We start from the raw sequence: 22,703 nt of genomic DNA, 5'->3' as shown, positions 1-22,703 counted from the left end.
TTAGTATCATTAAACATCGGGAGAACCACTGAACACAAAACATTAGAATATAACCTCTAACTCACTATCAGCAGCTTGAAACTCTTTTGGTATTGAAATTGAAATATTGCTTTTTGAATTTGGAAGTAAAATCTTACCTGATAGGGCTCTACTTAGATCCATTCCTTCTAAAATTAACACTTTACCCTTAGATTTAATATTCCACTGAGCTTTAGAAAGGCGTACATATTTATTTCCATGGTTTTCTAGCAACACACCCCATTGATTTTCTGCTAACTGCTTTTTGTCTTTGATTATTAGTTTTGCTTCAGCGTTATCTGGCACAACATTAAATAGCGTTCGAAAACTGAGTGACATACCAACCCCAGACTGCGCATTATCGTTCAAATCAACCGACACTTGCTCTACTGTAATTCGATAAGATTTGGAGTGTTCAATAATAGGTTCGCCAATATATCTAACAATAACCGACTGGCTATTTCCTGGTGGGATAATTGTTGTCATAGGAATAATCAAGAAATCTTCTTCATTTATCTCTAAAGACTCAACACCAGTATCACTTATATTCATATTAAATGCTGAAACATCAATAGTTAATGGTTTATCAGATGGGTTTGTAATTCGAAGTGTTTGCTGTGACTGACTCCCCTGCGAGCTGAGATCGGCTACCATGGGTATCACCTGAAAAGCACTGACTGAAAAAGAAAGCAAACAAAATATAAAGATAAATAAAATATGCATAGAATTCCCTCCTAAATAAAGGCAGTGCATAGTCACTGCCTTTTTATTTAATTTATTTAACTTTAGTTTGCTGTAACAGTTAGCATTAGAGTATCAGCATAAGTACCTGCGTATACCGGTGTCTCAATTACTTCTAAGTCAATCATTCCTGCAACGCCCGACGTTGCTAATGTATTGTTGCCGCCATTACTTTGAGAAACGCTTTGATCATTGATGCCATTATCAGCTGTCAAAGTAAAGTCATATGCGCCTGCTGTTAAGCGAGCGGTGTACCCTATCCCTCTGTCTTCATGATCAGCGTTTTGAAGATGACCCTCAGAAGTGGTTAAAGTAAGTGTTGCACCATCCACATCATTACATTTCAAATCAAAGTTAACGCTTGTTGTATCCCCCATTGCAAGAGTTGGAAAGTAGTGATTTGTTGCAATATTACTTACTTCACATACGGATGCGACTGCACCGCCTACGTTTAAGTTATCTGCTAGTGCTGAACCAGATGAGATTGCTGCGATTGCTGAAATTACGATTAATTTTTTCATTGTTATATTCCTTATCCATGTGACATATAGTTTGTTTTGTTAAATAAATGTGCGTTTAAAGCACGCCACCCGATACTACTGATGGTGTCATTTCTATGCGGATCACATCCTGGTAGCTTCCTGCATATATCAAGGGGTCATCTAGAGTTAACTGAATTTCAGCAATGCTATCAAATAAGATATCATCAATATTAAAGCTATATGTCGATTTGGTTGCCTGTGCCGATACAGACACACTTTTGTTGGCACCTTCCAATGACCAGTTAATATTATATGAACTTACTCTACTGCTTTGCTCATGACTTAAACCACCATTAAGAGACTGCATTGATATTCTCATTGGCGAATTACAGTTAATCTCTAATGTTGTATTAGCAACGCCACTAGAAGAAAACTCTAGGTTATTATTTTGTGAGGTAAATTCACACACCGGAGAAATATGCCCCACCAATGTAATACTTACTTCATCGTTACTGTATGCATTGGATGCAAAGCAACATAATACTAACCATGCAAGCCTCTTCATCACTGTCACTTCCTTTGAACTACCTTGCTAATACAGTGGTAATGTTAAGCTAAAATTCAGGTTTAGAAAGTTGTTATTTGATTACAAAACAAAAGGTAAGACTAAATACACTGTAGCTAAGCATACCATTTGGTATAAACATTTAAGTGACTAGTAACCGATAAAGGTAGCCTCTTTATTATTATCACTCTCTTAAAGTCCGCTTTAGCGCTATGTTTAATGTTTATAAACATGCAAAACATAAGTTGAATAAAAGATAAACAACCAATTAAACAGCAATTACTATTTTATAAATTATTAGATAAACAACTTTAATAAATTTAAATAATTTTTAACTTTAATTAAATCAACAACTTTGATTACAAAAAACTCAAAATTAACAATTGTAAACTTTAATATAAACTAAATGCTGACTTCTTTTTTAGTAACTAGCTAAAATTATTAGATAAAAATTAAAATCACTTCTATAATCCCCATGAAATCAACATCTAAATAACAAATAGGAAATACATATGAAAAAGCTATCTGTAGCAGTAGCAATATGTGCCGCACTTGCATCTAGTTACACGAGTGCTGAAGTTCGTATAAATGGCTTTGCATCTATAGTGGGTGGCAAAAGTCTAGACAGTGATCAAACTTTATACGGATATGATGACGATATCTCATTTAAAAATGAGAGTGTATTTGCATTACAACTATCTGCCGATCTTCAGGAAAAGCTCAGCGCAACAGCGCAAATTGTGGCTCGCGGCGAGAATGACTTTGATGCAGATTTTGAATGGGCGTATTTAACTTATGAGTTTAGTGATGAAGTACAACTCAGCGCTGGTAAAATGCGTGCGCCATTTTACAAATACTCTGACTTTCTAGATGTAGGTTACACTTACCGCTGGGTTCGCCCTCCTCAATCGGTTTACAATTTACCATTTTCTACTTACGAAGGGTTGAGCTTACTATATACATCACAAATCGGTGATTGGGACTCAAGTCTTCAAGTCATATATGGTAGCTTTGAAGATAATATCGCAGTAGTGTCGGTCAATGGTGAAACTGAGCTTAATGATATCGCTGGTCTTAACTGGTCACTTAGTTACGATTGGTTTAGCGCACGTGTTGCCTATTTTGTGGCAGAGACCACCATTGACATTGAAAATGATACTGATGCTGGTATCGCCCTTAATGGCCTAGAGGCAACTCTTCGCAGCTCGGGTTTCACTGATCAAGCAGATAGCATTGCTGTAGATGAAGACGATGGAGCATTTTTCGCACTTGGCTTTTCAATCGACTACAACAATATTTTATTTGATGCAGAGTATACTCAGTTTGAAGTCGATAACAGCGCTTTAGCTGAGCAAACTCAATACTATACCTCTCTAGGCTATCGTATGGATGAGTGGCTTGTTCACGTTACCTATGAAAACAACGACGATAAACACGATAACAACCGTTATGATTCACTTACAGCTGTGCCGCAATTAAATGCAGGTATAAATTCAGCATTAGAAGGCTCTAAAGCAAAAAGTAATGTTTACACCATCGGCGCCCGTTATGACTTCCACCCGTCAGCTGCATTTAAAATCGACTTTAGTCGCTTAGATGACGACATAACAAACATTGAAACTGATGTAGTAGCTGTCGGCGTTGACTTAGTATTCTAATTGGAGCGAAATATGAAAAAATTAATCCTAGCCAGTGTACTGTCGGTATGTGCGTTTAGCGCCTATGCTGAAGTTGCGGTAATAGTAAACCCTGGCAATGCAAGTGCACTTGATGGCGATACTATTAAAAAGATTTACCTAGGAAAAGCAAAGTCATTTGCTAACGGTAATAAAGTGAGCCCAGCCACTCAAAACGGTACCGCTGTTGCTGATGAATTCAATTCTAAAGTAGTTGGTAAATCAAGTAGCCAATTAAATGCCTATTGGTCAAAACTTGTTTTTACCGGTAAAGGTACACCTCCAGAGAAATTTGATTCTGACCAAGCTGTTATTGATTTTGTTGCTAGTAATGGCGACTCAATTGGTTACATAGACAGTAGTAAGGCAACAGATAAAGTTAAGGTAGTTGCTACGTTTTAAGCGTGGTAGCTAGATATAAAAAAACCACCGATTAGGTGGTTTTTTTATATCTAAATATTACGGCTATATACTAATATGCTTAAACAAATAAGCAATTGAGTGGCGGACAAGTGTGTAGATAGCTAGGCAAAAAAATCATTATTTAGTTGCGCTAAATAACGATTTTTTAATGCAGCTACCGCCTAGCTTAGCCTCTAAAATGATTAAGTATTATTACGGGTTAATATTACTCAATTTTAAATTTCGCAGTGGCATCTAAAAGGTTATCTGAAAGGTAGTGTAGGTTTTTCGCTACATCCCTTACCGCCGCGAGTGAGTCCATGGTGTCTTCAAACGATTCATGCATATTCGTCACATTTTCTACAACCATCGCAGCAACCGATGTTTGCTCTTCTGTTGCAGCGGCGATTTGTGAGTTCATACCATTTATTTCTAACATTTGCTCTGCAATTTTTTCTATCGAAACGCCAGTTTTCTCTGCGGCTGTTGCGTTATCTGTGGCCATATCTCGCGCTGATGTCATCGCCGTCACAGACTCATTTGCAGCCTCAGTCAAGGTGCTTAGTAACTCACGAATTTCATTCGTTGAATGTGCTGTACGTGATGCAAGCTCTCTTACTTCATCCGCAACCACGGCAAAGCCTCTACCGTGCTCACCTGCACGAGCCGCTTCTATAGCAGCATTTAAAGCTAATAAATTAGTTTGTTCAGCAATAGATGTAATCACATTAAGAATTTGAGACACATTTTTTGTATCATCAGCTAACTTATTGATAGTTGAGGCGGCTTGATTTATTTCATCACTTAACGTACGTGAGGCGGTGACTGACATTTGAACTTGAGTTCTGCTTTGTTCTACCTCTTTTTCTGCTGTTTGCGCTGCATTTGATGCACTTGCCGCCGATTGAGAAATATCACCCACGCTTTGCTTCATCTCTTCCATAGACTGTTTAACCACCTCAGCCTCTGTTGTTTGCTTTGTGGTTGCGCGTTCAGCCTGCTCCATACCTTGCACTAAGCGAGTTGAGTTCTCCATTAGTGGCTCACATACCGCGATTACTTCAAGTACTGTTTTTTTCAGCAAAGCGATGAAGGAGTTGAAGTTAATTGATACTTGACCAATTTCATCCTCTGAATTTACGCTCAGATTAGTGCTCAGCGACCCTTTACCGTTTGCGAGTAGACTCAGGTTATTAGCGGCATCACTTGCAGAGGCAGCAATACGTTTAGCAATCCAAATAGCCATAAATAGCAGTAAAATTAACGAAATAATAGATACCACCAACATAAGTGTTAGTGCGTGATCAGAACGCTCTTTAGTACTTGCAACTAACTCAAAAAAGCGATCGTCTGCTTTTGCTTGAGCGGTTTTAAACTTTTCAAGCACATCATTATACAGTGCTGTTTTTCTTTGTGCTTGTTGCTGAATTTTACTGAAGTCAGCTGTTCCATTTACCATGCCATTGGCAATACTGGCTGATATTTTTTCGTAGTTTGCTAACTGAACTTTCGTGTCACTGTGAATATACGAAGCGTTTATTTGCTCAACCGCATTTATGTTGTTGCTTAGTGCATTGTATGTATCAGCTGCTTTCTCTACTAACTCCTGCTCACCAAATGTAACTGCTTGCGTATAAAGCTCATCGAGCTTTTCTAAAAGACTTACATTTGCTGATGTTAACTTAACAACCTGATATGAAGACTTTTCCATTTCATCAAGTGCGATTCTATTGTCATTCATTGCAAAGTAATTAATCAAAACGATTGCTAAAAATGCTACAACCGCAATGCTGGTAATCGCATGTATTTTTTTACTTATGCTGAGGTTTTGAAAAGAGAAGCCTGAAGCCATTGTGTATACCTTATTTTGTTGTCTATATCTATTATCGGCTTATTACCTATAAGTGTTAACTAAATTTGTAATATTTCTAGTTTTTTTACAAATACAGCGAGTTTTAAACAACTAATAAACGCAAAAAGGATTTAACGATTAATAAGTGAGCAAATGGAGAATTTCCCATAAAAAAACCAGTAGCATTGCTGCTACTGGTTTTATAATTTGGTGCGGATGGGGGGNCCCCCACGCCCGAAAGCACTACCCCCTCAAGGTAGCGTGTCTACCAATTCCACCACATCCGCATTTTTTAAGCTTTCGCTTAGGTGTTAAACTTATTGACTTACTTGAGGAGTATAAGTCGTTTAACGTTAGCTTTCGCTAAATTAGTTTGGTACGTCAGAGCTCTGCTGTTGAGTAACAGGTACGTCTTCTTCTGCTGGCGCTACAGTTTCTACTGCAGGTGCTGCTTCGAGGTTTTCCCACTCATCGGTCTTTTTAATTTGACCGGCAGTTAAGTTACCTAACACAATACTTAAAACAAAAAACACTGTTGCTAAGCTTGTTGTTGTTTTGGTCATGAAGTTACCTGCACCTGATGAGCCAAAAACTGTGCCCGAAGCACCGGCGCCAAATGAAGAACCCATGTCTGCGCCTTTACCTTGCTGGATTAAAACCATACCAACTAAAGCTAAAGCAACAACTAAATAAACTACTAATAAAATTTCGTACATCTTATACGGTCCCTTTTGCACTGTTACAGATTGCAGTGAACGAATCTGCTTTTAGACTAGCACCGCCAATAAGGCCGCCATCTATATCTGGTTGTGCAAATAATAATTCGCTATTTTTTTCGTTAACGCTACCACCATATAAGATGGTAAGCCCTTGTGCTAAATCGCTATCTAATGAAGCAATTTTGTCACGGATAAATTTATGAACAGCTTGTGCCTGTTCTGGCGATGCAGTCTTACCTGTGCCTATGGCCCAAACGGGCTCGTATGCTATCACAGAATCTTTCAGTGCTGCTACACCTAATTTCCCAATTACTGCATCAATTTGTGCAGCAACCACGTGTTCGGTTTGACCGTTTTCTTGTTCGCTCTCGCTTTCACCAATACACAAGATAGGTGTTAGCCCCACTTGCTGTGCACGGGCAAATTTTGCGGCTACGGTTGCATTGCTTTCTTTGTAAATACTGCGTCGCTCTGAATGACCTACGAGTACGTACTTAGCACCTAAATCTTTAATAAGCTGAGCATCCACTTCACCGGTAAAGGCGCCTGGGGTATTTTCACTGAGCGTTTGGGTACCCGTGGTAACACCACTGTCAACCAGTGCTGATACTAATGGAAATGGAGGAAATAAAACAATGTCTATCTCATTTGATTTAACACTGTTAATGGCATCAGACAGTTGAGTGACAAGCTCTAAAGAGCCATTCATTTTCCAGTTGCCTGCGACCATTGCCTTACGTATTGCCATTTTCCACTCCAGATTAGAAAGCGGGCGAGATATTAACTTTTCTCGCCCTAAGTTACAAGAGGTTATTGTTCTCAATCAGTTTATTTGCTCATAGATTCGACAACTGCTGCAATTTTTTGCGCGCTGTCTATGACTATTTTTTCTTGTTCGGCTTCAACCATAACACGTACTACCGGTTCAGTGCCTGATTTACGAAGTAAAACACGGCCTTTTTCGCCTAAAGCTTGCTCTACTTGCGCAACCGCATCTTGTACTTCTGGTGCTTGTGTAGGGTCTGTGCCAGGTGTGTAACGTACATTAATCATTTTCATTGGGTACTTTGTAAAACCAGCCCCTAAATCTTGTAATGTGCGATTTTGAGCCACCATTGCAGCCAATACCTGAAGGCTTGAAATGATACCATCACCCGTGGTGATTAAATCGAGGTTTAATACATGGCCTGAGCTTTCACCGCCAATTCTCCACCCTTTTTGCTGCAGCATTTCCATTACATAACGGTCGCCAACTTTACTGCGCGCAAATTCAATTCCTTTTGCTTTTAATGCATTTTCAAGCCCCATGTTCGACATAACCGTGCCAACAACACCACCACCTAGCATATGATCTTCAGCCGCTTGACAGGCAATAATGTAAACTAAGTCATCACCGTCAAATACGCGACCGTTGTGATCAACCATCATTACGCGATCACCATCACCATCGTAAGCAATACCCACATCAGCTTTGTGCTCTAGCACTTTGCGCTTTAACGTATCAACGTGTGTAGCACCACATTCATGGTTTATATTCACCCCATTAGGCTCACATGCATGAGTAATCACTTCAGCGCCTAGCTCACGCATTACCGACGGAGCAATATGGTAGGTTGCGCCATTGGCACAATCTAGTACAACTTTTAAACCTTCAAGTGATAAGCCTTGTGGAAATTGGCTTTTACAAAATTCAATATAGCGCCCATCAGCACTTACTAAGCGCGAGGCTTTACCAAGTTTATCTGAGGCAACACAGGTCATTGGTTCATCAAGCATCGCTTCAATTTGTAGCTCAACGTCGTCATCCAATTTTAAGCCTTGGCCATTAAAAAACTTAATCCCGTTATCGTAATATGGGTTATGCGATGCACTAATTACAATACCTGCTTCGGCTCTGAACGTTTGCGCTAAATATGCAACAGCGGGCGTTGGCATTGGCCCAAGCAGTACGACATCTATTCCTGCGGCAATTAAACCAGCTTCAAGCGCGGTTTCTAGCATGTAACCTGAAATACGGGTATCTTTACCTATAATTACTTTTTTTGTTCCACTTAGAGACAAAACTCGACCTGCGGCCCAGCCTAATTTCATTGCAAACTCAGGGTTAATTGGAGCCGTGCCCACTAAACCACGTACCCCATCGGTACCAAAATATTTTCTTTCGCTCATTATAAAGCTCCTTTTTCGCAAGCTTGGAGTACACCAAGCACATCTGCTGTTTCTTTTACATCGTGTACACGAATAATTTTTGCGCCATTTTGCGCGGCAATTAGCGCACCGGCTAAGCTGCCCGCTAATCGCTCATCTGTTTTTCTGTTTAGCAAATTACCTATCATCGACTTGCGTGAAAGACCTGCTAAAAGCGGTAGTGCAAATTTATTAAATGCATTAAATTTAGCAAGTATTTCAAAATTATGCTCTAGGGTTTTGCCAAAGCCAAAACCTGGGTCGAGGATAAGTTGCTCCACCTTAATACCCGCTGTTTCGCATGCGCTTATACGCTGCTCAAAAAAGAGGTTAATTTGCGCTAGCAAGTCAGTATAAGTGGGTTCACTTTGCATTGTCCGTGGCTGCCCTTGCATATGCATCAAACAAATTGCTACATCGGGATACTTAGCGAGTGTGCTAAGTGCGTGGGGCTCTTGTAATGCACGTACGTCGTTAACTATATCAGCACCTGCTAAAATCGCCTGCTCCATGACCTGCGCTTTACTGGTATCTACCGATATAACGCAGTCACTTTTAGCTCTAATGGCTTTTATTGCAGGTATCACACGATTAAGTTCATCGTCTAAATTAACATCTGGCGCGCCTGGGCGTGTAGACTCCCCGCCAATATCAATGATAGTTGCACCCTCGTCTAGCAACTGCATTGCCTGTTGCACCGCGTGCGCTGTATCTAAAAACTTTCCACCATCAGAAAATGAATCTGGGGTCACATTTAAAATACCCATCACACATGGTTTTTCTAAATTAAGTTTACGCCCACGGGGAAGGTTTATTATGTTAGTCATCGCCAACCTTTTAGTTATTTGATACAAAAAAGCCCCGAAGTACGGGGCTTTTAAAGTATTATTTTAACGATTATTCAGCTTTATCATCAAGGTTTGTTTCATCTTTTTTCGATGAATCATCCGATTTTTGGCTTTCATCAACCGGCTTTTCTTGAGGTGCGACTGTTTTAGTTGGCTTATCGTCTAAACGGTCGTGTGCATCACGTGGTTCACGCACAGGCTGACGCGCCATTAAATCATCAATTTGTTTAGCATCAATTGTTTCATATTTCATTAATGCATCTTTCATCGCATGAAGAATATCAATATTTTCTTTTAATATATCTTCTGCTCTTTGATAATTACGGTCTGAGAATAAGCGTACTTCGGCATCAATTACTTTAGCTGTTTCATCAGACATGCTCATTGCGCGACCACCGCCGCCACCCATGTACATTTCGTTTTGATCTTCAGCGTAAAGTAACGGACCTAGTTTTTCACTCAAGCCCCACTGCGTTACCATCTTACGTGCAATATCTGTTGCACGCTCAATGTCGTTACTCGCACCCGTTGTTACTTTGTCTTCTCCATAAATAAGTGCTTCAGCAATTCGGCCACCGTAAAGGCTTGAAATCATTGACTCTAAAAGCTCTTTAGAATGGCTAACACGGTCCTGTTCAGGTAGGTACATAGTTACACCAAGGGCACGGCCACGTGGAATAATCGACACTTTATAAACTGGGTCGTGCTCTGGCACCATACGGCCAACAATAGCATGACCCGCTTCATGGTAAGCCGTCATTTCTTTCTCTTGCTCACTCATCACCATGGTCTTGCGCTCTGCACCCATCATGATTTTATCTTTAGCAGCATCAAACTCAGCCATACTTACAACACGTTTATTACCACGTGCGGCATAAAGTGCGGCTTCGTTTACAAGGTTTGCTAAATCAGCACCAGAGAAACCAGGCGTACCACGTGCAATAACTGCCGCTTCTACGTTATCGCCTAATGGCACTTTACGCATATGTACTTTAAGAATTTGCTCACGGCCACGAATATCAGGCAAACCAACCACTACTTGACGGTCAAAACGACCAGGACGAAGTAATGCAGGGTCTAGTACGTCAGGGCGGTTAGTTGCCGCTATAACGATAATACCTTCGTTACCTTCAAAACCATCCATTTCTACTAGCATTTGGTTTAGTGTTTGTTCACGTTCGTCGTGTCCACCGCCCATGCCAGCGCCACGCTTACGACCTACAGCATCAATCTCATCTATAAAGATAATACAGGGTGCAGCCTTTTTAGCTTGCTCAAACATGTCACGTACACGCGATGCGCCCACACCAACAAACATTTCAACAAAGTCAGAACCTGAAATGGTGAAAAACGGTACTTTTGCTTCACCGGCTACGGCTTTTGCAAGTAATGTTTTACCCGTACCAGGAGGACCCACCATTAGTACGCCCTTAGGAATACTACCACCAAGTTTTTGGAACTTAGAAGGGTCACGTAAAAAGTCTACTAACTCTGTTACGTCGTCTTTTGCTTCATCACAACCTGCTACATCAGCAAAAGTTGTTTTAACTTGGTCTTCGCTCATCAGGCGCGCTTTGCTTTTACCAAACGACATTGCGCCTTTACCGCCACCGCCTTGCATTTGACGCATGAAGAATATCCATACCCCTATAAGCAGCAACATTGGGAACCAAGAGATAAAAATACTTGCTAAAAACGATTGTTCTTCAGGCTGAACGCCTTTCACATTTACATCATTTTTAAGTAAATCATTAATTAAGTCTTCATCGTACATTGGCATTGTGGTTTGAAAACGCTCACCACTGCTTTTAGTACCTGTAATATTACCTGTTCCACGGTCAATAATAACTTCTTGTAAAGAGCCGCTACGCACGTCTTTTACAAATTGAGTGTAACTTGTTTGACGATCAACTTGATCGCCGCCATTAAAGCTCTGAAATACTGACATTAGCACAACTGCAATAACCAGCCAGAGTATTAGATTTTTCGCCATATCGCTCAAGGGGTTAACCTCTTGTATCCAATTAATTTAAATTCAACTAAACGCCAAGCAACTGTACTACAGTTTGTAGCCGGTCGCTACTATATATACTTCCCGAGAACGGGCACGTGAGGCATCAGGTTTGCGTATTTTCACTGCTTTAAAACTATTACGAACGTCTTGCAAGTATTGATCAAAGCCTTCACCTTGAAACACTTTAACAACAAATGCACCATTTTTCTTTAATACTTGATGACACATATCAAGTGCTAATTCTACCAAATACATGCTACCCGCTTGATCTACCGAGTTATTACCGCTCATATTTGGCGCCATGTCAGAGAGTACCACATCAACATTTTTACCATCAATGCGTTTTAACAATGCATCAAGTACGGCTTCTTCACGAAAATCGCCTTGTAAAAAGTCAACCCCCGCAAGTGAGTCCATAGGTAATATGTCACACGCAACAACCTGACCTTTATCAGATACTTTCTCGGCTAAGTATTGTGACCAGCTGCCAGGTGCAGCACCTAAATCAACAACGGTCATACCAGGGCGAAGCAGTTTATCTTTATTTTGGATCTCATCTAATTTGAAAACAGCTCGAGAACGCCAGCCTTTTTTTTGCGCTTGCTGAACATATTGATCATCAAAATGTTCTTTCAGCCATCGCTTTGAACTGGCTGAATGTTTTTTATTTGTCATAAATTAACACGCAACTAATTAGTAATATTCTTTAGATGGCGTTAGAATACCCTTAATTCAAGCCATATTCAGCAAAATTTGTATAAACATGACATTATCAAACAAACAAAAGCAGTTTTTAAAAGGTCAGGCGCATAGCCTTAAGCCTGTAGTTTTACTAGGTTCTAACGGTTTAACCGAGGGCGTAGTAGTCGAAATTCAAAGTGCATTAGAAATTCACGAATTGATTAAAGTAAAAGTACCTACTGACGATCGTGAAACAAAAGCACTTATTTTTGATGCAATCGTTCGTGAAACCGGCGCTACTAAGCTACAAACAATAGGTCACACTGTTGTATTGTATCGTCAAAGTGCAGAAAAAAAGATTCAATTACCACGCGCATAAGTTAATTGTGCAGTGAGCTTTTTATAAAAAAACCAGCATTAAGCTGGTTTTTTATCATATGTGCTTATTTATGCTTTTTACCTTTAAACAATAAATTTAAAGCACTGCGCTTTTTAAGCAATTTTAGGCCTGTTTTATTTAGTGCGTTTGTATTTTAATAAACGGTCTAAAAATTCAGTAGTTAATTCATTTATCACGCCTGTTTCCGCGTTAACAATCAAGCTAAAACCCACATTTAAATGGGGTATAACCACCAAGTCACTGCGATAGCCTTGCACCCAGCCACTATGATAATAAAGCGTTTCATCGTTATAGTTATAAACACGCCAGCCTAATCCATAATAAGCTTGTTCTAATTCCTTTTTCCATACTCGTCTATAACGCTCTTTTTTTGTAAGTGTATAAGGACGTGTTTGTGTAGCAAGTGCATCTAAAGAAAGTACATCTAGGTTTTGCCCTAATTGCGCATTTAACCATTTTGCCATATCGGTGGCACTTGCATTTACGCCCGCAGCTGGGCCGACTTTATAATAGTTTTTTTTCAGCTTGGCTGTGTACCAACGTTTTTTGCCTCTAACATGCGGCAGCGCATAATTTTTATCCTGCACCATTGCATCGTAGCCTAAGCTGGTATCGCTCATTTTTAATGGTGTAAAAATCCCCTCTTGCAGCCATTGGTCATATTTTTTATTGGTACTGCTGTAAATTACATCATCAATTAAACTAAACATCACATTTTGATAGCCATAGCATTGGCCTGGTTCGCAAATGGGCTTTACTGTTAATAGCTTTTCGACAATATCGGGGTAATTCATTCTTGATTCAATTAAATTGTCATACGCATTAGGAACCAAACCGCTGGAGTGGCTTAATAAGTGAAATACTTTTAAATTATCTTTATAAACCGTGCCTTTAAAGGCAGGTATATACTCACTTACCGGTTTAAATAAATCTATTAACCCTTCACTTGCAAGCTTTGCAGTTAACGACCCTGCAAATGTTTTTGACACAGAAGCCAACCTAAAGCGGGTGTGGCGGTTAACCTGTGTGCCACTTCTTGCCTTAGTGCGGCCCATGGTGTGGATATAATCAGCGTTACCAATACTCACTATCGAAAGCGCAGCGCCAGGAATACCTTTACTGTTGAGTTTTTTTTCTGCGTAGCGTCCATACTGTTTTACGAATCCATCCCAGCTTGAGTCTGCTTTAGCTATTGCCAGAAGCGGTATAGATAGACAAATAGCGACCCAAACGTACATAAAATTAGTGAGATACTTCATTCGTTACAAATTTATTCTTTTTTAACTACATCTATGTGCATAATATCATGAAGTTTTGATAGGACTAACGTACAATGTTGCGATTATTGGCTTTTTAAGTGGATGTTAAGTATTTATGCGTTTTATAGTTGTATCACTTTTTATATTATTATCAGCAGGTTGTGCAATTACCAAACAGCCGGCCGAGCCTTTGGCTTTACCGTTAAAGCCAACATTAAAGAGCGAAACTTACCAGCTTGAGTATAAAACAGAGCACGCATCGCCAAAAGTTAAGTCTGTACAGTTACCGGCGCACAAAGTAACACGCGGCCAAACAGTGCGTATTACAACCGATAAAGCAAGCGTAACAGACACGCTATTAAAGCAAATAACCCAAGCCTTGAACGATAAAGGCTTAGAAGTGACTGATAGCAAAAACAGTGACTACACGTTAGCTATCCATCAGTTAGATTTAGCATTTACTGACGATACAAAATATGCGTTAACTCAACCTGAAAACCCGTACCCTTTATTTGCCAAAGTAGCGCAGCAATACCCTACTCAACAATGCGCCACCATACTAGCGCAAGTGAGCATGCGCATTACGCACCGCGCCTCTGGCGATGTGGTATGGTTTGCAAAATCATCAATAGACAGCGCAAGCTTCCACCGTGAGCCTTTATTGTTTAGCTTTGCCCAAGAGCAAAAAATTACTAATGAGTTAGAAGTGGCAACATTTGTACATCAACAAAATACCGAGCAAGCCCGTATAGCGCGCGCAGGTAAGGAAGTAACTGTACCGCCCTTTAAAACCATTACTAAATTAAGCAGCTTAACTAAACTACAAGGCCCATGTACGCGTACAGAGGTGAGTGCCTTAACGCCTATGATGCAATATTACTTAAGCAGTATTTTAATTGATAAAATAAAAGTGCAATAACGTAAAAAACTACATTTTTTTACAGATTCAAGGATTCACTTACCAATATAATACGCTTAATAACAAATAATAATTAGGTCCCCAGGGATGAAAAACGCTTTCTTACAGCATACTTTTATTAATAGCGTATTGCTTTGCGCCAGTTTTTTGAGCTTTCAAAGCCAGGCAAGCAATCGATACTATGCTGATAACACGCTAGAGCCCACCCAAGGTTTTGCGTGGGATTGGAGCGCTGGGGCTGGTTATTATGTAGAAGATTCTTACCTAATTGGCCTTGATTCCTATGACGATGGCATTGAACTCGATTTAAGCCTGGCTATTTCCTACGAAAACTTTTATCTCGACTTTGATCATAACCAGTTAAGCGGCGGCTTAGTTGTGGGTTACAGCCTTATAGATAAATTTGATTGGGGCTTGGATATATTAGGCACCAATACTCAAGCTGGCTTTGATGACAAAGGCTTAGGTTTTTACAACCACGGTGTAATAGAAGAGCTTGCGGGTATAAAATCGCGTAATTACGATTTTGATGCTGGGCTAAGGTTAACGCGCCGCTTTGAAAACTCGCAAATTTCGTTTGAGTTTTTACATGATATTACAGGTACACATAATGGCTGGGNCCTTTTTTAGCCATATTTTGCCATGGCGTAATTGGGAGTTTAGATCTGGGGTGGGTATTAGCGCTTATTCGGGCAGTTTTACTAACTATTACTTTGGTATAGATGCAGACGAAGCCACCGCTAATCGCCCTATTTACACCCCTAATGGCAGCACCAGTATTATGTTTGAGTTTCATGCTGAGTACCCTATTTCTCAAGATTGGGTGTTTTTGTCTGGCTGGTTAACAACATGGTTTTCAAAAGAAATAGACGACAGCCCCATTATTTCTCAAGGGTATCAACATAAAGCCAAGGTAGGCCTACGTTATGTATTTTAGATGGATCTGTTTATTATTGATCTTCCCTGCTATTTCATCTGCTAAAACCACAGATAAAACAGCCCCATTAATTGCGCTGCCCGACACTTGTGTTGCACTACGTGAGGGCCGTAATTGCTACGCTGATGTAACGCTTAGCTGGCAGCAACCAACTATTGGTAATTACTGCCTAAGAGACGCAACATCAAAATATATAATGCAATGCTGGTTAAAGCAGCAACAAGGCGTATTTGAATATACCTTCGACTCCCAGCAAAGTATTTCTTTTGAATTGTTTGATAGTAATACAGCCCAAGTTATTGCCACAACAGAGGTTAAACTGCAGTGGGTTTATCAAAATAGACAAAAAAACGCCGCTGGCGCTTGTTCTAATTAGAGGTGTGACCTTTCGTGATTGATTTTACAGCAATGTGTTTGGTAATTAAGTAAGTCAGCGTTTATAAAGTGTGGTCGTTCACCTAAATAGGCACTAACGCAGCACAAATCCCAAACTTATGCAGCCCTTAGGGTTATTTAAGGGCGAGTTTCAATCCACACACGGCAACCCTCTAACACTAAGGAAGCTTTATGGATAATTACGGCACTATTTTATTAGTTGAAGATGACACCTCTTTAGCCCAATGGGTTGCAGAGTACTTAACCGAGCAAGGCTATACCACCCATGTTTGCCACCGCGGCGATGAAGTAATAAGCCAGGTAAAAAACTTAAACCCTAACATTGTGCTGCTCGACATTATGCTGCCAGGCCAAGACGGTATAAGTGTGTGCAGAGAGCTACGTAGCTTTTACACCGCGCCCATTATTATGCTGACCGCCCGCGATGATGAAATGGATGAAGTAATTGGTTTAGAAGTAGGTGCGAGTGATTACATCATGAAACCTGTGCGCCCTCGCGCATTACTTGCCCGTATAAAAGCAGCACTGCGCCTTACCAGCGAACCGACTAAAGTAGCCACTAACGAGAGTGTGATTACTGTAGGCGCACTCAGTATTGATACTCAATCACGCAGTGTAACGCTTAATAATCAAGATATGGCTATTTCTAGTGCTGAGTACCTCCTACTGCACTATTTAGCCAGTAATGCAGGCCAAGTAGTCTCGCGTGATGCTGTGTTTAAAGCAACCAAAGGCCGTGAATACGATGGGCTTGATAGAAGTGTTGATGTACTAATATCTGCGCTGCGCAAAAAGTTTCATGATGACCCGCAAAACCCAGAAAAAATTAAAACAATTTGGGGGCGTGGTTATTTACTTGTTGCCACTGCGTGGGAATAGTAACCGTGGTGGTTTAAATGAAAAAATTTTACATTTCACTACTCGGTAGCGCGCTGCTTTCTATTGTTGTATTGGGCTGGCTAATCGATGCATTTAGCCAACAAACTCAAACACCGCATGATGAATTCAGCCTACAAAGCCAAATGATCAACGGCTTTAGTAAACATTTGAGTAGTGTAGCGACCTCAGAGCGCGCAGCTTATGTAAAGCAATTGGCAAACGACTTTAATGTAAAGCTTGATTACAAAAACAATGAATCCCTTGCCCTGCCACCGTCTTTAATACTACAAATGCATACCCAAAGCGGCCTTATTTTAGAAGACCAGCAAGGTTTTTATATGCTCTACAGTAGCGAAGTATTGTCGCCTTATCATCTTTCCATGCGCCTAGATAAAGGCTTTGAAACAGATCAGCGCAACGATATTATTTTAACTTTGTTGTTTTATGCTGGGCTCTGCATTTTTATGGGCTTTATTATTGCCCCACTTGCTAAACGCTTAACAGTATTAAACGATGCGGCTAAAAAATTTGCCGCAGGAGATGTGCAAGCCAGAATAAAGGTCTCTCACTTTACCTACATAAGAGATGTTGAGCTTACATTTAACCGCATGGCTAGCCAAATAGAAAAGCTCGTGGCGGAGAACAAATTAATGGCATCGAGCTTATCGCACGATATTAGAACCCCTATCGCATGTTTACGCTTTGGCTTAGATGCTGCGCTCGACAGCGCAGATATGCCTAAAGTTAAGCAATACCTTGTGCGTATGGAAAACGATCTTGATCATATGGAATCGATGCTTAAAAGCTATTTAGCCTTTGCAACCCTTGAGCAAAATGCCAACCAGCTCACCTACTCGCAAACTAATTTATCGCACTATCTTGAAGACTTACTTACTCAGCTTTCGCCTAAAATTGAAACCAGCCAACTTAAAATACAACTAAAAAGTAGTGACGATATGGTTTTTGCTGACTTACATTGGCTTGCTCGGGCTATTAGTAATTTAATTGGCAATGCCTGCGACTTTGCAAAAGACACTATTTATGTCAGTGCAAAGCGCGATGAGCATTATTTATATATTACAGTTGAAGATGATGGCCCAGGTATCGCACCAGAGAACTTTAATAACGTTTTTAGCCCGTTTTTTAGAGAAGAAAGCCACCGTAACCGTGCTGATAAAAGTTATGGCTTAGGGTTAGCCATTGTTGCAAAAGTGGCAGATTGGCATCACGGCAGTGTAAGCGTTAGTAAAAGTGCGCGGCTTCAAGGGGCGTGTTTTACCCTTAAAATTGGCCAGCATCACGATTCGTAAAATATTATTTACACAACTGTAATTAGGGCCTGTTGGCCTTTTAGGGTTATAATTAGTTCTATCTAGGGGCTGTTTAATCGCGGCGCGAGGTTTGTAACCTAGTGGGCTACGTAAAAACCGAGTAACAAAGAGTAAATAGCCCCTAGGCAGAACCCTTAGGGCAGCGCCTGTTTGGCATTTATACGTCGTTATCGCCTATTTATGGGGAACAACCACACTACATAGGCTCTGCCTTGCCTAAACACCAAACAGACTGCTGCAAATTTAACCTCGAAAGGTAAACAGGCCCTAAAATTTATTACACAAAATCAACTCCTTATTCTAAACCTGTTGATAACATTAATTAAATGCATCGCGTGATAGACACACCAGACGATAATTATTGTCACAATTGGGCAAATAAGTACTTTTTATTTATTTGCAATTCCAGTAGATTGTCAGCGCCGTCAAAAAATAGAGAAGTACAACAATATGAGCGCAGTTAGAGGTGAGTTTAGCTCTCGCTTTGGATTTATAATGGCCGCCGCAGGCTCTGCAGTAGGTTTAGGTAATATTTGGGGTTTTCCTACCCAAACAGCAAGCAATGGTGGTGCCGCTTTTTTAGTCGCTTATTTGGTACTCGCGTTCTTTTTAGCATACCCCGCACTTATGGCTGAGCTTATAATTGGCCGCCACGGACAAGCTAATGCGGTGTCTTCTTTAACAAAAATAACATCACACGCGTGGCAAAAGCGCTTTGCTTTTATCGTGGGTTTTGGCGGGATTTTATGTGCGGGCTTTATTTTAAGTTTTTATGCCATTGTGGCAGGCTGGATGCTCAGCGCAACAATTGAACCTATCACTACATTAGCTGGTGCAAACCAAGCTTCAACGTGGTTAAGTGAGCAGTCACTTTCACGAAACATCATTTTTACAGTGATATTTATTATACTCACCGTGGCTATTATTAGCCGTGGCGTAGAAAACGGCATAGAAAAATGGTCTAAGCGTCTGATGCCTGCTCTTTTAGGTATTTTATTTGCCCTAATTGCTTACGTTATGACCCAAGAAGGTGCTATGCAAGGGCTTAAAGCCTATTTAGTGCCTGATTTTTCATCTATATTTGATGCAAATTTACTCGTAAGTGCACTCGGTCAAGCGTTTTTCTCTTTGTCATTAGGCACCAGCGTGATGATTATTTATGGCTCTTACATAAGTAAAAAAGAAAACCTAGTCACGCTAGGCGCTTATGTAACCTTAATAGATGTGTTTATCGCGTTTGTAGCGGGCCTTTTAATTATACCAGCCATGTATGTCGCACAAGCTCAAGGCGTAGAAATTTTTTCATCTACAGGCAAACTTCTCTCTGAAGACACACTGGTGTTTCAAGTGCTACCAGCATTGTTTGATGGTATGGGCTCTGTGGGTTTATTTATAGGCTTTGCATTTTTTGCTCTAATGAGTATAGCCGCACTTACCTCCTCTATTTCAATGTTAGAGGCGCCGGTATCGTATACTGTGGAGCGCTTTGCAATGAGCCGCCTGCAGGCTACATGGCTAATTGGCGCGCTAATAAGCGCAGTGAGCATTACCATAGTATGTAACTTAGGAAGCTTATTTGGTTTAGTGATCACCCTAACAACTAAAGTTGCTCAGCCTTTACTTGGCTTGATGTGTTGTATTTTTGTTGGCTGGATTTGGTACCGTGGCTCACTACTAAAAGCAATACAGCAAGGTAACCCTGAGGTTCATAACACACTATTTTGGAAAATATGGCCTGTATACACTAAGTTTGTGTGCCCTATAGCTATTGGTGCTGTGTTTTTACATTCGGTGTTAAGTTAAAACGTTATTTTTAACTAACCCGAGTTCAGGTTAAGTTCTAAATTAAGTAAAGCCCACGCGTTAAGTGGGCTTTTTAATAGCTTAAATTTACTCGTAATAAATTAGCTTAGAGTATTTAACACCATATCTTGATGAGGGATGCCATCTTCTAGGTATTGCTCCCCTACTTCTGTAAAGCCAAAAGAGCGATAAAATGCTAATAAATAGGTTTGTGCGCCTATATAAATATGACGCTGTGGCCACTGCTTTTTACAACATGCTATGGCCGCATTTACAAGCTCAGTTGCCCGCCCTTTACCTCGCTCACTTTTGCAAACCAGTACACGGCCTATTGCACTGTACTGCTCATTTTTTTCATAGCAGCGGGCATAAGCTAATAAACTATTATCTGCAATTGCATATAAATGCTGAGTACTAGGGTTAATGTCTACTTCATCAAGCTCAGGGTAAGGACACGTTTGCTCTACTACAAATACATCAACACGACCGCGCATTATCGTAAATAAAGTACGCGTATCAAGCGCATCAAAATGCGCACATTTAAACGACATATAAAATCCTAAAATAAAAAACCCAGCCTAAGCTGGGTTTAGTTAAACTACGCATCACTTAGGCAAACAAACGCTCTAATTGGTCGCACAACTGCGATAAATTCACATGGTCGTGCTCTATGGTTAAATCAACATAACCATCGCCTCTAAATGCTCTATCCAGCTCAATTAAAACATGCGTTTTGTGTGCTTCTGGTACAAACGATAATTCAATCTCTTGAATACCAAATAAGCTGCGGCTATTAGGCTTGTATTCTAACTCTTGATAACACCCCGATACCGACTGAAAAGTAGGCGCACGTAAATGGCCTTTTTCAACATCAGCTTTTAATAAACTAAACCCTAATTTATCCATTGCTTGCATACAGGTTTTAACTGCTTCGTTAGGGTAAATATGCAAGTGGTCTTTATCTGTTGGGTCTAGTGCTAAATCAATATCAAGGCCTGTTTCAATCCATACATGTGATTGGTTGTAACCGGCATTAATTTCAGTAATTGGCGTTTCTGGATGAAGGCGCGCTTCAAATGGAATACTTTTAACTTCACCTGGCTCAATGGTGCCTATGTCGGTTATACGCCACTGATCAATTACGTGATTAGTAAAGTACTCACCTTCTTCGCCATCAACTTTAACGCGAGTCATTAAAAACAAATCAAGGCCAGCAATTTCTTGAGCCACATCGCCTGCAGTTATAACGATATTAGCGTTAAAAAGTTGCCCTGGCTGAAGATGCTCAGTTTCTAAAATTGTATCTACTTTTGCAGCGCCAATACCTACCGACGCTAAAATCTTTTTAAACATATCTATCTCCTTAAGCTGAGCGGCTCAGTTTGTTGCTCAAGCTTAAACTCCTTCGTTAAAGCATCTTAACCATATTTAAAAGCCAATGTCAGTGAAAAAATGTTATTTACATGCTATTTACGATTAAATACGTGTTTAATGTGCATTTTTTATACGTAGCTGGGCAAGTAATTGATTAAACGCACTCATTTTTAGGGCTATTTTTATTTTCAATGGTATAAAATTTTCGCTACACTGCAATCCCAAATGAAGTGATATTAAGAATTATGGAACTAATCTATTTTGCCGCCGCGTTTGTTTGTGGCTTTGGTGTTTATCAATTAAAACTTCCTCCCCTTATTGGCTTTTTACTTGCCGGTTTTGCATTAAATTTATCTGGCTATAAAAGCACCGAACTACTCGATACCATTGCGGCACTGGGTGTAACACTTCTTTTATTTAGTATTGGCTTAAAACTTAAAGTAAACAACTTAATCAAGCCCCAAGTATGGGCGCCCGCTACCCTACACATTATTTTTAGCAGTGCATTATTTAGTGGCTTTATATTACTGCTAGGTATTTTTGCTGTGCCTATGTTTGTTGATTTAAGCTGGCAAAGTGCCTTATTAGTTGGGTTTGCGCTAAGCTTTTCAAGCACTGTATTTGCGGTAAAAGTACTTGAAGAGCGCGGTGAAATGGCAAGCCTACACGGAAAAATAGCCATTGGCATTTTAGTTATGCAGGATATTTTTGCGGTTATATTTTTAGCCATTAGCACCGGCAAAGTACCTAATATGTGGGCTCTTGCTTTAATTATTGCACTACCTTTAGTACGTCCACTTATGTATGCAGTGCTTAACCGCTCTAAACATGGTGAGCTATTGCCGTTATTTGGCTTTTTCTTTGCGTTGGTAGCCGGTTATAACGCTTTTGATTTTGCAGGTTTAAAGGGCGATTTAGGCGCGCTAATTATGGGGATGATGTTTGCGCCACATAAAAAGGCGGGAGAGCTTTCAAAATCTCTGCTTAATTTAAAAGATATTTTGCTGGTCGGTTTTTTCTTAAGTATTGGTTTAAACGCAGAGCTTACAGCTAATTCATTAATTGTAGCGTTAATCCTTATATTTGTGCTGCCAGTTAAAACCTTACTTTATTATGTGTTTACGAATACCTTTAAACTCAGAGCGCGCACCTCGTTACTCACTGCATTTAGCCTTGCTAATTTTAGTGAGTTTGGCCTTATTGTGTGTGCTGTGGCAGCC

At 40.2% G+C, this 22,703-nt stretch carries 21 protein-coding genes, 1 tRNA gene and 2 pseudogenes; 10 read left to right on the top strand and 14 right to left on the bottom strand.

Annotation, left to right across the window (positions count from 1 at the left end; all coding sequences use genetic code 11):
• Positions 1-42: 42 nt before the first annotated feature.
• The 3 genes from L650_RS0113605 to L650_RS0113595 all read right to left on the bottom strand — a co-directional run bounded on the left by L650_RS0113605 (position 43) and on the right by L650_RS0113595 (position 1,806).
• On the bottom strand, positions 43-741 hold the full coding sequence (locus L650_RS0113605; RefSeq protein WP_029773457.1) for a molecular chaperone: 699 nt from the start codon (positions 739-741) through the stop codon (positions 43-45).
• A 62-nt stretch (positions 742-803) separates the two neighbouring features.
• On the bottom strand, positions 804-1,280 hold the full coding sequence (locus L650_RS0113600) for a hypothetical protein (protein WP_029773456.1): 477 nt from the start codon (positions 1,278-1,280) through the stop codon (positions 804-806).
• A 55-nt stretch (positions 1,281-1,335) separates the two neighbouring features.
• On the bottom strand, positions 1,336-1,806 hold the full coding sequence (locus tag L650_RS0113595) for a hypothetical protein (RefSeq protein ID WP_029773455.1): 471 nt from the start codon (positions 1,804-1,806) through the stop codon (positions 1,336-1,338).
• A 512-nt stretch (positions 1,807-2,318) separates the two neighbouring features.
• Between L650_RS0113595 and L650_RS0113590 the strand changes: the two genes are divergently transcribed.
• Both L650_RS0113590 and L650_RS0113585 read left to right on the top strand, forming a co-directional pair.
• Entirely contained in the window at positions 2,319-3,464 is a 1,146-nt protein-coding gene (locus L650_RS0113590; protein ID WP_029773454.1) for a porin, read from the top strand.
• 12 nt (positions 3,465-3,476) lie between these two features.
• Positions 3,477-3,884, top strand: coding sequence for a hypothetical protein (locus L650_RS0113585; RefSeq protein ID WP_029773453.1), 408 nt, complete (start codon positions 3,477-3,479; stop codon positions 3,882-3,884).
• A 226-nt stretch (positions 3,885-4,110) separates the two neighbouring features.
• On the opposite strand, the gene L650_RS0113580 is transcribed toward L650_RS0113585, so the two are convergent.
• The 8 genes from L650_RS0113580 to rlmE all read right to left on the bottom strand — a co-directional run bounded on the left by L650_RS0113580 (position 4,111) and on the right by rlmE (position 12,179).
• On the bottom strand, positions 4,111-5,736 hold the full coding sequence (locus tag L650_RS0113580; protein ID WP_029773452.1) for a methyl-accepting chemotaxis protein: 1,626 nt from the start codon (positions 5,734-5,736) through the stop codon (positions 4,111-4,113).
• Between the two features lie 208 nt (positions 5,737-5,944).
• A tRNA-Leu gene (locus L650_RS0113575) sits at positions 5,945-6,023 on the bottom strand.
• A gap of 81 nt (positions 6,024-6,104) precedes the next feature.
• On the bottom strand, positions 6,105-6,452 hold the full coding sequence (gene secG, locus L650_RS0113570; RefSeq protein ID WP_004587340.1) for a preprotein translocase subunit SecG: 348 nt from the start codon (positions 6,450-6,452) through the stop codon (positions 6,105-6,107).
• A 1-nt stretch (position 6,453) separates the two neighbouring features.
• Entirely contained in the window at positions 6,454-7,203 is a 750-nt protein-coding gene (tpiA, locus tag L650_RS0113565; RefSeq protein WP_029773451.1) for a triose-phosphate isomerase, read from the bottom strand.
• Positions 7,204-7,283: 80 nt separating this feature from the next.
• Positions 7,284-8,624 carry a phosphoglucosamine mutase gene (glmM, locus tag L650_RS0113560; protein WP_004587342.1) on the bottom strand — a complete coding sequence of 447 codons (1,341 nt, stop codon included), beginning with the start codon at positions 8,622-8,624 and terminating at the stop codon, positions 7,284-7,286.
• Positions 8,624-9,469, bottom strand: a complete 846-nt coding sequence (folP, locus tag L650_RS0113555; RefSeq protein WP_029773450.1) for a dihydropteroate synthase — start codon at positions 9,467-9,469, stop codon at positions 8,624-8,626. Before folP ends, glmM begins: the two co-directional genes overlap by 1 nt.
• A 70-nt stretch (positions 9,470-9,539) precedes the next feature.
• On the bottom strand, positions 9,540-11,483 hold the full coding sequence (gene ftsH, locus L650_RS0113550; RefSeq protein WP_064386937.1) for an ATP-dependent zinc metalloprotease FtsH: 1,944 nt from the start codon (positions 11,481-11,483) through the stop codon (positions 9,540-9,542).
• Between the two features lie 66 nt (positions 11,484-11,549).
• Positions 11,550-12,179, bottom strand: a complete 630-nt coding sequence (gene rlmE / locus L650_RS0113545) for a 23S rRNA (uridine(2552)-2'-O)-methyltransferase RlmE (RefSeq protein WP_004587345.1) — start codon at positions 12,177-12,179, stop codon at positions 11,550-11,552.
• A gap of 88 nt (positions 12,180-12,267) precedes the next feature.
• On the opposite strand from rlmE, the gene yhbY reads away from it, so the two are divergent.
• Positions 12,268-12,564 (top strand): ribosome assembly RNA-binding protein YhbY, encoded by a 297-nt coding sequence (yhbY, locus tag L650_RS0113540; RefSeq protein WP_004587346.1) that lies wholly within the window; start codon positions 12,268-12,270, stop codon positions 12,562-12,564.
• 134 nt (positions 12,565-12,698) lie between these two features.
• Here the strand turns inward: yhbY and L650_RS0113530 are convergent, their stop codons facing one another.
• On the bottom strand, positions 12,699-13,844 hold the full coding sequence (locus L650_RS0113530; RefSeq protein WP_029773448.1) for a serine hydrolase domain-containing protein: 1,146 nt from the start codon (positions 13,842-13,844) through the stop codon (positions 12,699-12,701).
• A 115-nt stretch (positions 13,845-13,959) separates the two neighbouring features.
• On the opposite strand from L650_RS0113530, the gene L650_RS0113525 reads away from it, so the two are divergent.
• From L650_RS0113525 to L650_RS0113500, 6 genes and pseudogenes are all read left to right on the top strand, one after another.
• A complete protein-coding gene (locus L650_RS0113525; RefSeq protein ID WP_029773447.1) occupies positions 13,960-14,763 on the top strand; it encodes a hypothetical protein in 804 nt (267 codons plus the stop codon).
• Positions 14,764-14,850: 87 nt separating this feature from the next.
• A pseudogene (locus tag L650_RS0113520) lies at positions 14,851-15,700 on the top strand (MipA/OmpV family protein).
• Positions 15,690-16,072, top strand: a pseudogene (locus L650_RS0113515) (DUF3019 domain-containing protein). The pseudogenes L650_RS0113520 and L650_RS0113515 overlap by 11 nt, the downstream one beginning before the upstream one ends.
• A gap of 195 nt (positions 16,073-16,267) precedes the next feature.
• Complete coding sequence (locus L650_RS0113510; protein ID WP_029773446.1) at positions 16,268-16,975, top strand: response regulator transcription factor; 708 nt, start codon at positions 16,268-16,270, stop codon at positions 16,973-16,975.
• A gap of 17 nt (positions 16,976-16,992) precedes the next feature.
• Positions 16,993-18,285, top strand: a complete 1,293-nt coding sequence (locus L650_RS0113505; protein WP_029773445.1) for a sensor histidine kinase — start codon at positions 16,993-16,995, stop codon at positions 18,283-18,285.
• A gap of 471 nt (positions 18,286-18,756) precedes the next feature.
• Positions 18,757-20,109, top strand: coding sequence for a sodium-dependent transporter (locus L650_RS0113500; RefSeq protein ID WP_029773444.1), 1,353 nt, complete (start codon positions 18,757-18,759; stop codon positions 20,107-20,109).
• 101 nt (positions 20,110-20,210) lie between these two features.
• Here L650_RS0113500 and L650_RS0113495 read toward each other — a convergent pair whose 3' ends face one another.
• Positions 20,211-20,660, bottom strand: coding sequence for a GNAT family N-acetyltransferase (locus L650_RS0113495; RefSeq protein WP_004587354.1), 450 nt, complete (start codon positions 20,658-20,660; stop codon positions 20,211-20,213).
• Positions 20,661-20,718: 58 nt separating this feature from the next.
• Complete coding sequence (locus L650_RS0113490) at positions 20,719-21,462, bottom strand: sporulation protein (protein WP_029773443.1); 744 nt, start codon at positions 21,460-21,462, stop codon at positions 20,719-20,721.
• 266 nt (positions 21,463-21,728) lie between these two features.
• Here L650_RS0113490 and L650_RS0113485 point away from each other — a divergent pair.
• Positions 21,729-22,703: cation:proton antiporter (locus tag L650_RS0113485; protein WP_029773442.1), on the top strand; the 975-nt coding region annotated here is incomplete at its 3' end.

Origin of the sequence: Pseudoalteromonas sp. TB51 (assembly GCF_000498055.1) — a bacterium.
Taxonomy (GTDB): Bacteria; Pseudomonadota; Gammaproteobacteria; order Enterobacterales; family Alteromonadaceae; genus Pseudoalteromonas; species Pseudoalteromonas atlantica.
This window is presented reverse-complemented; position numbering and strand designations above follow the sequence as displayed.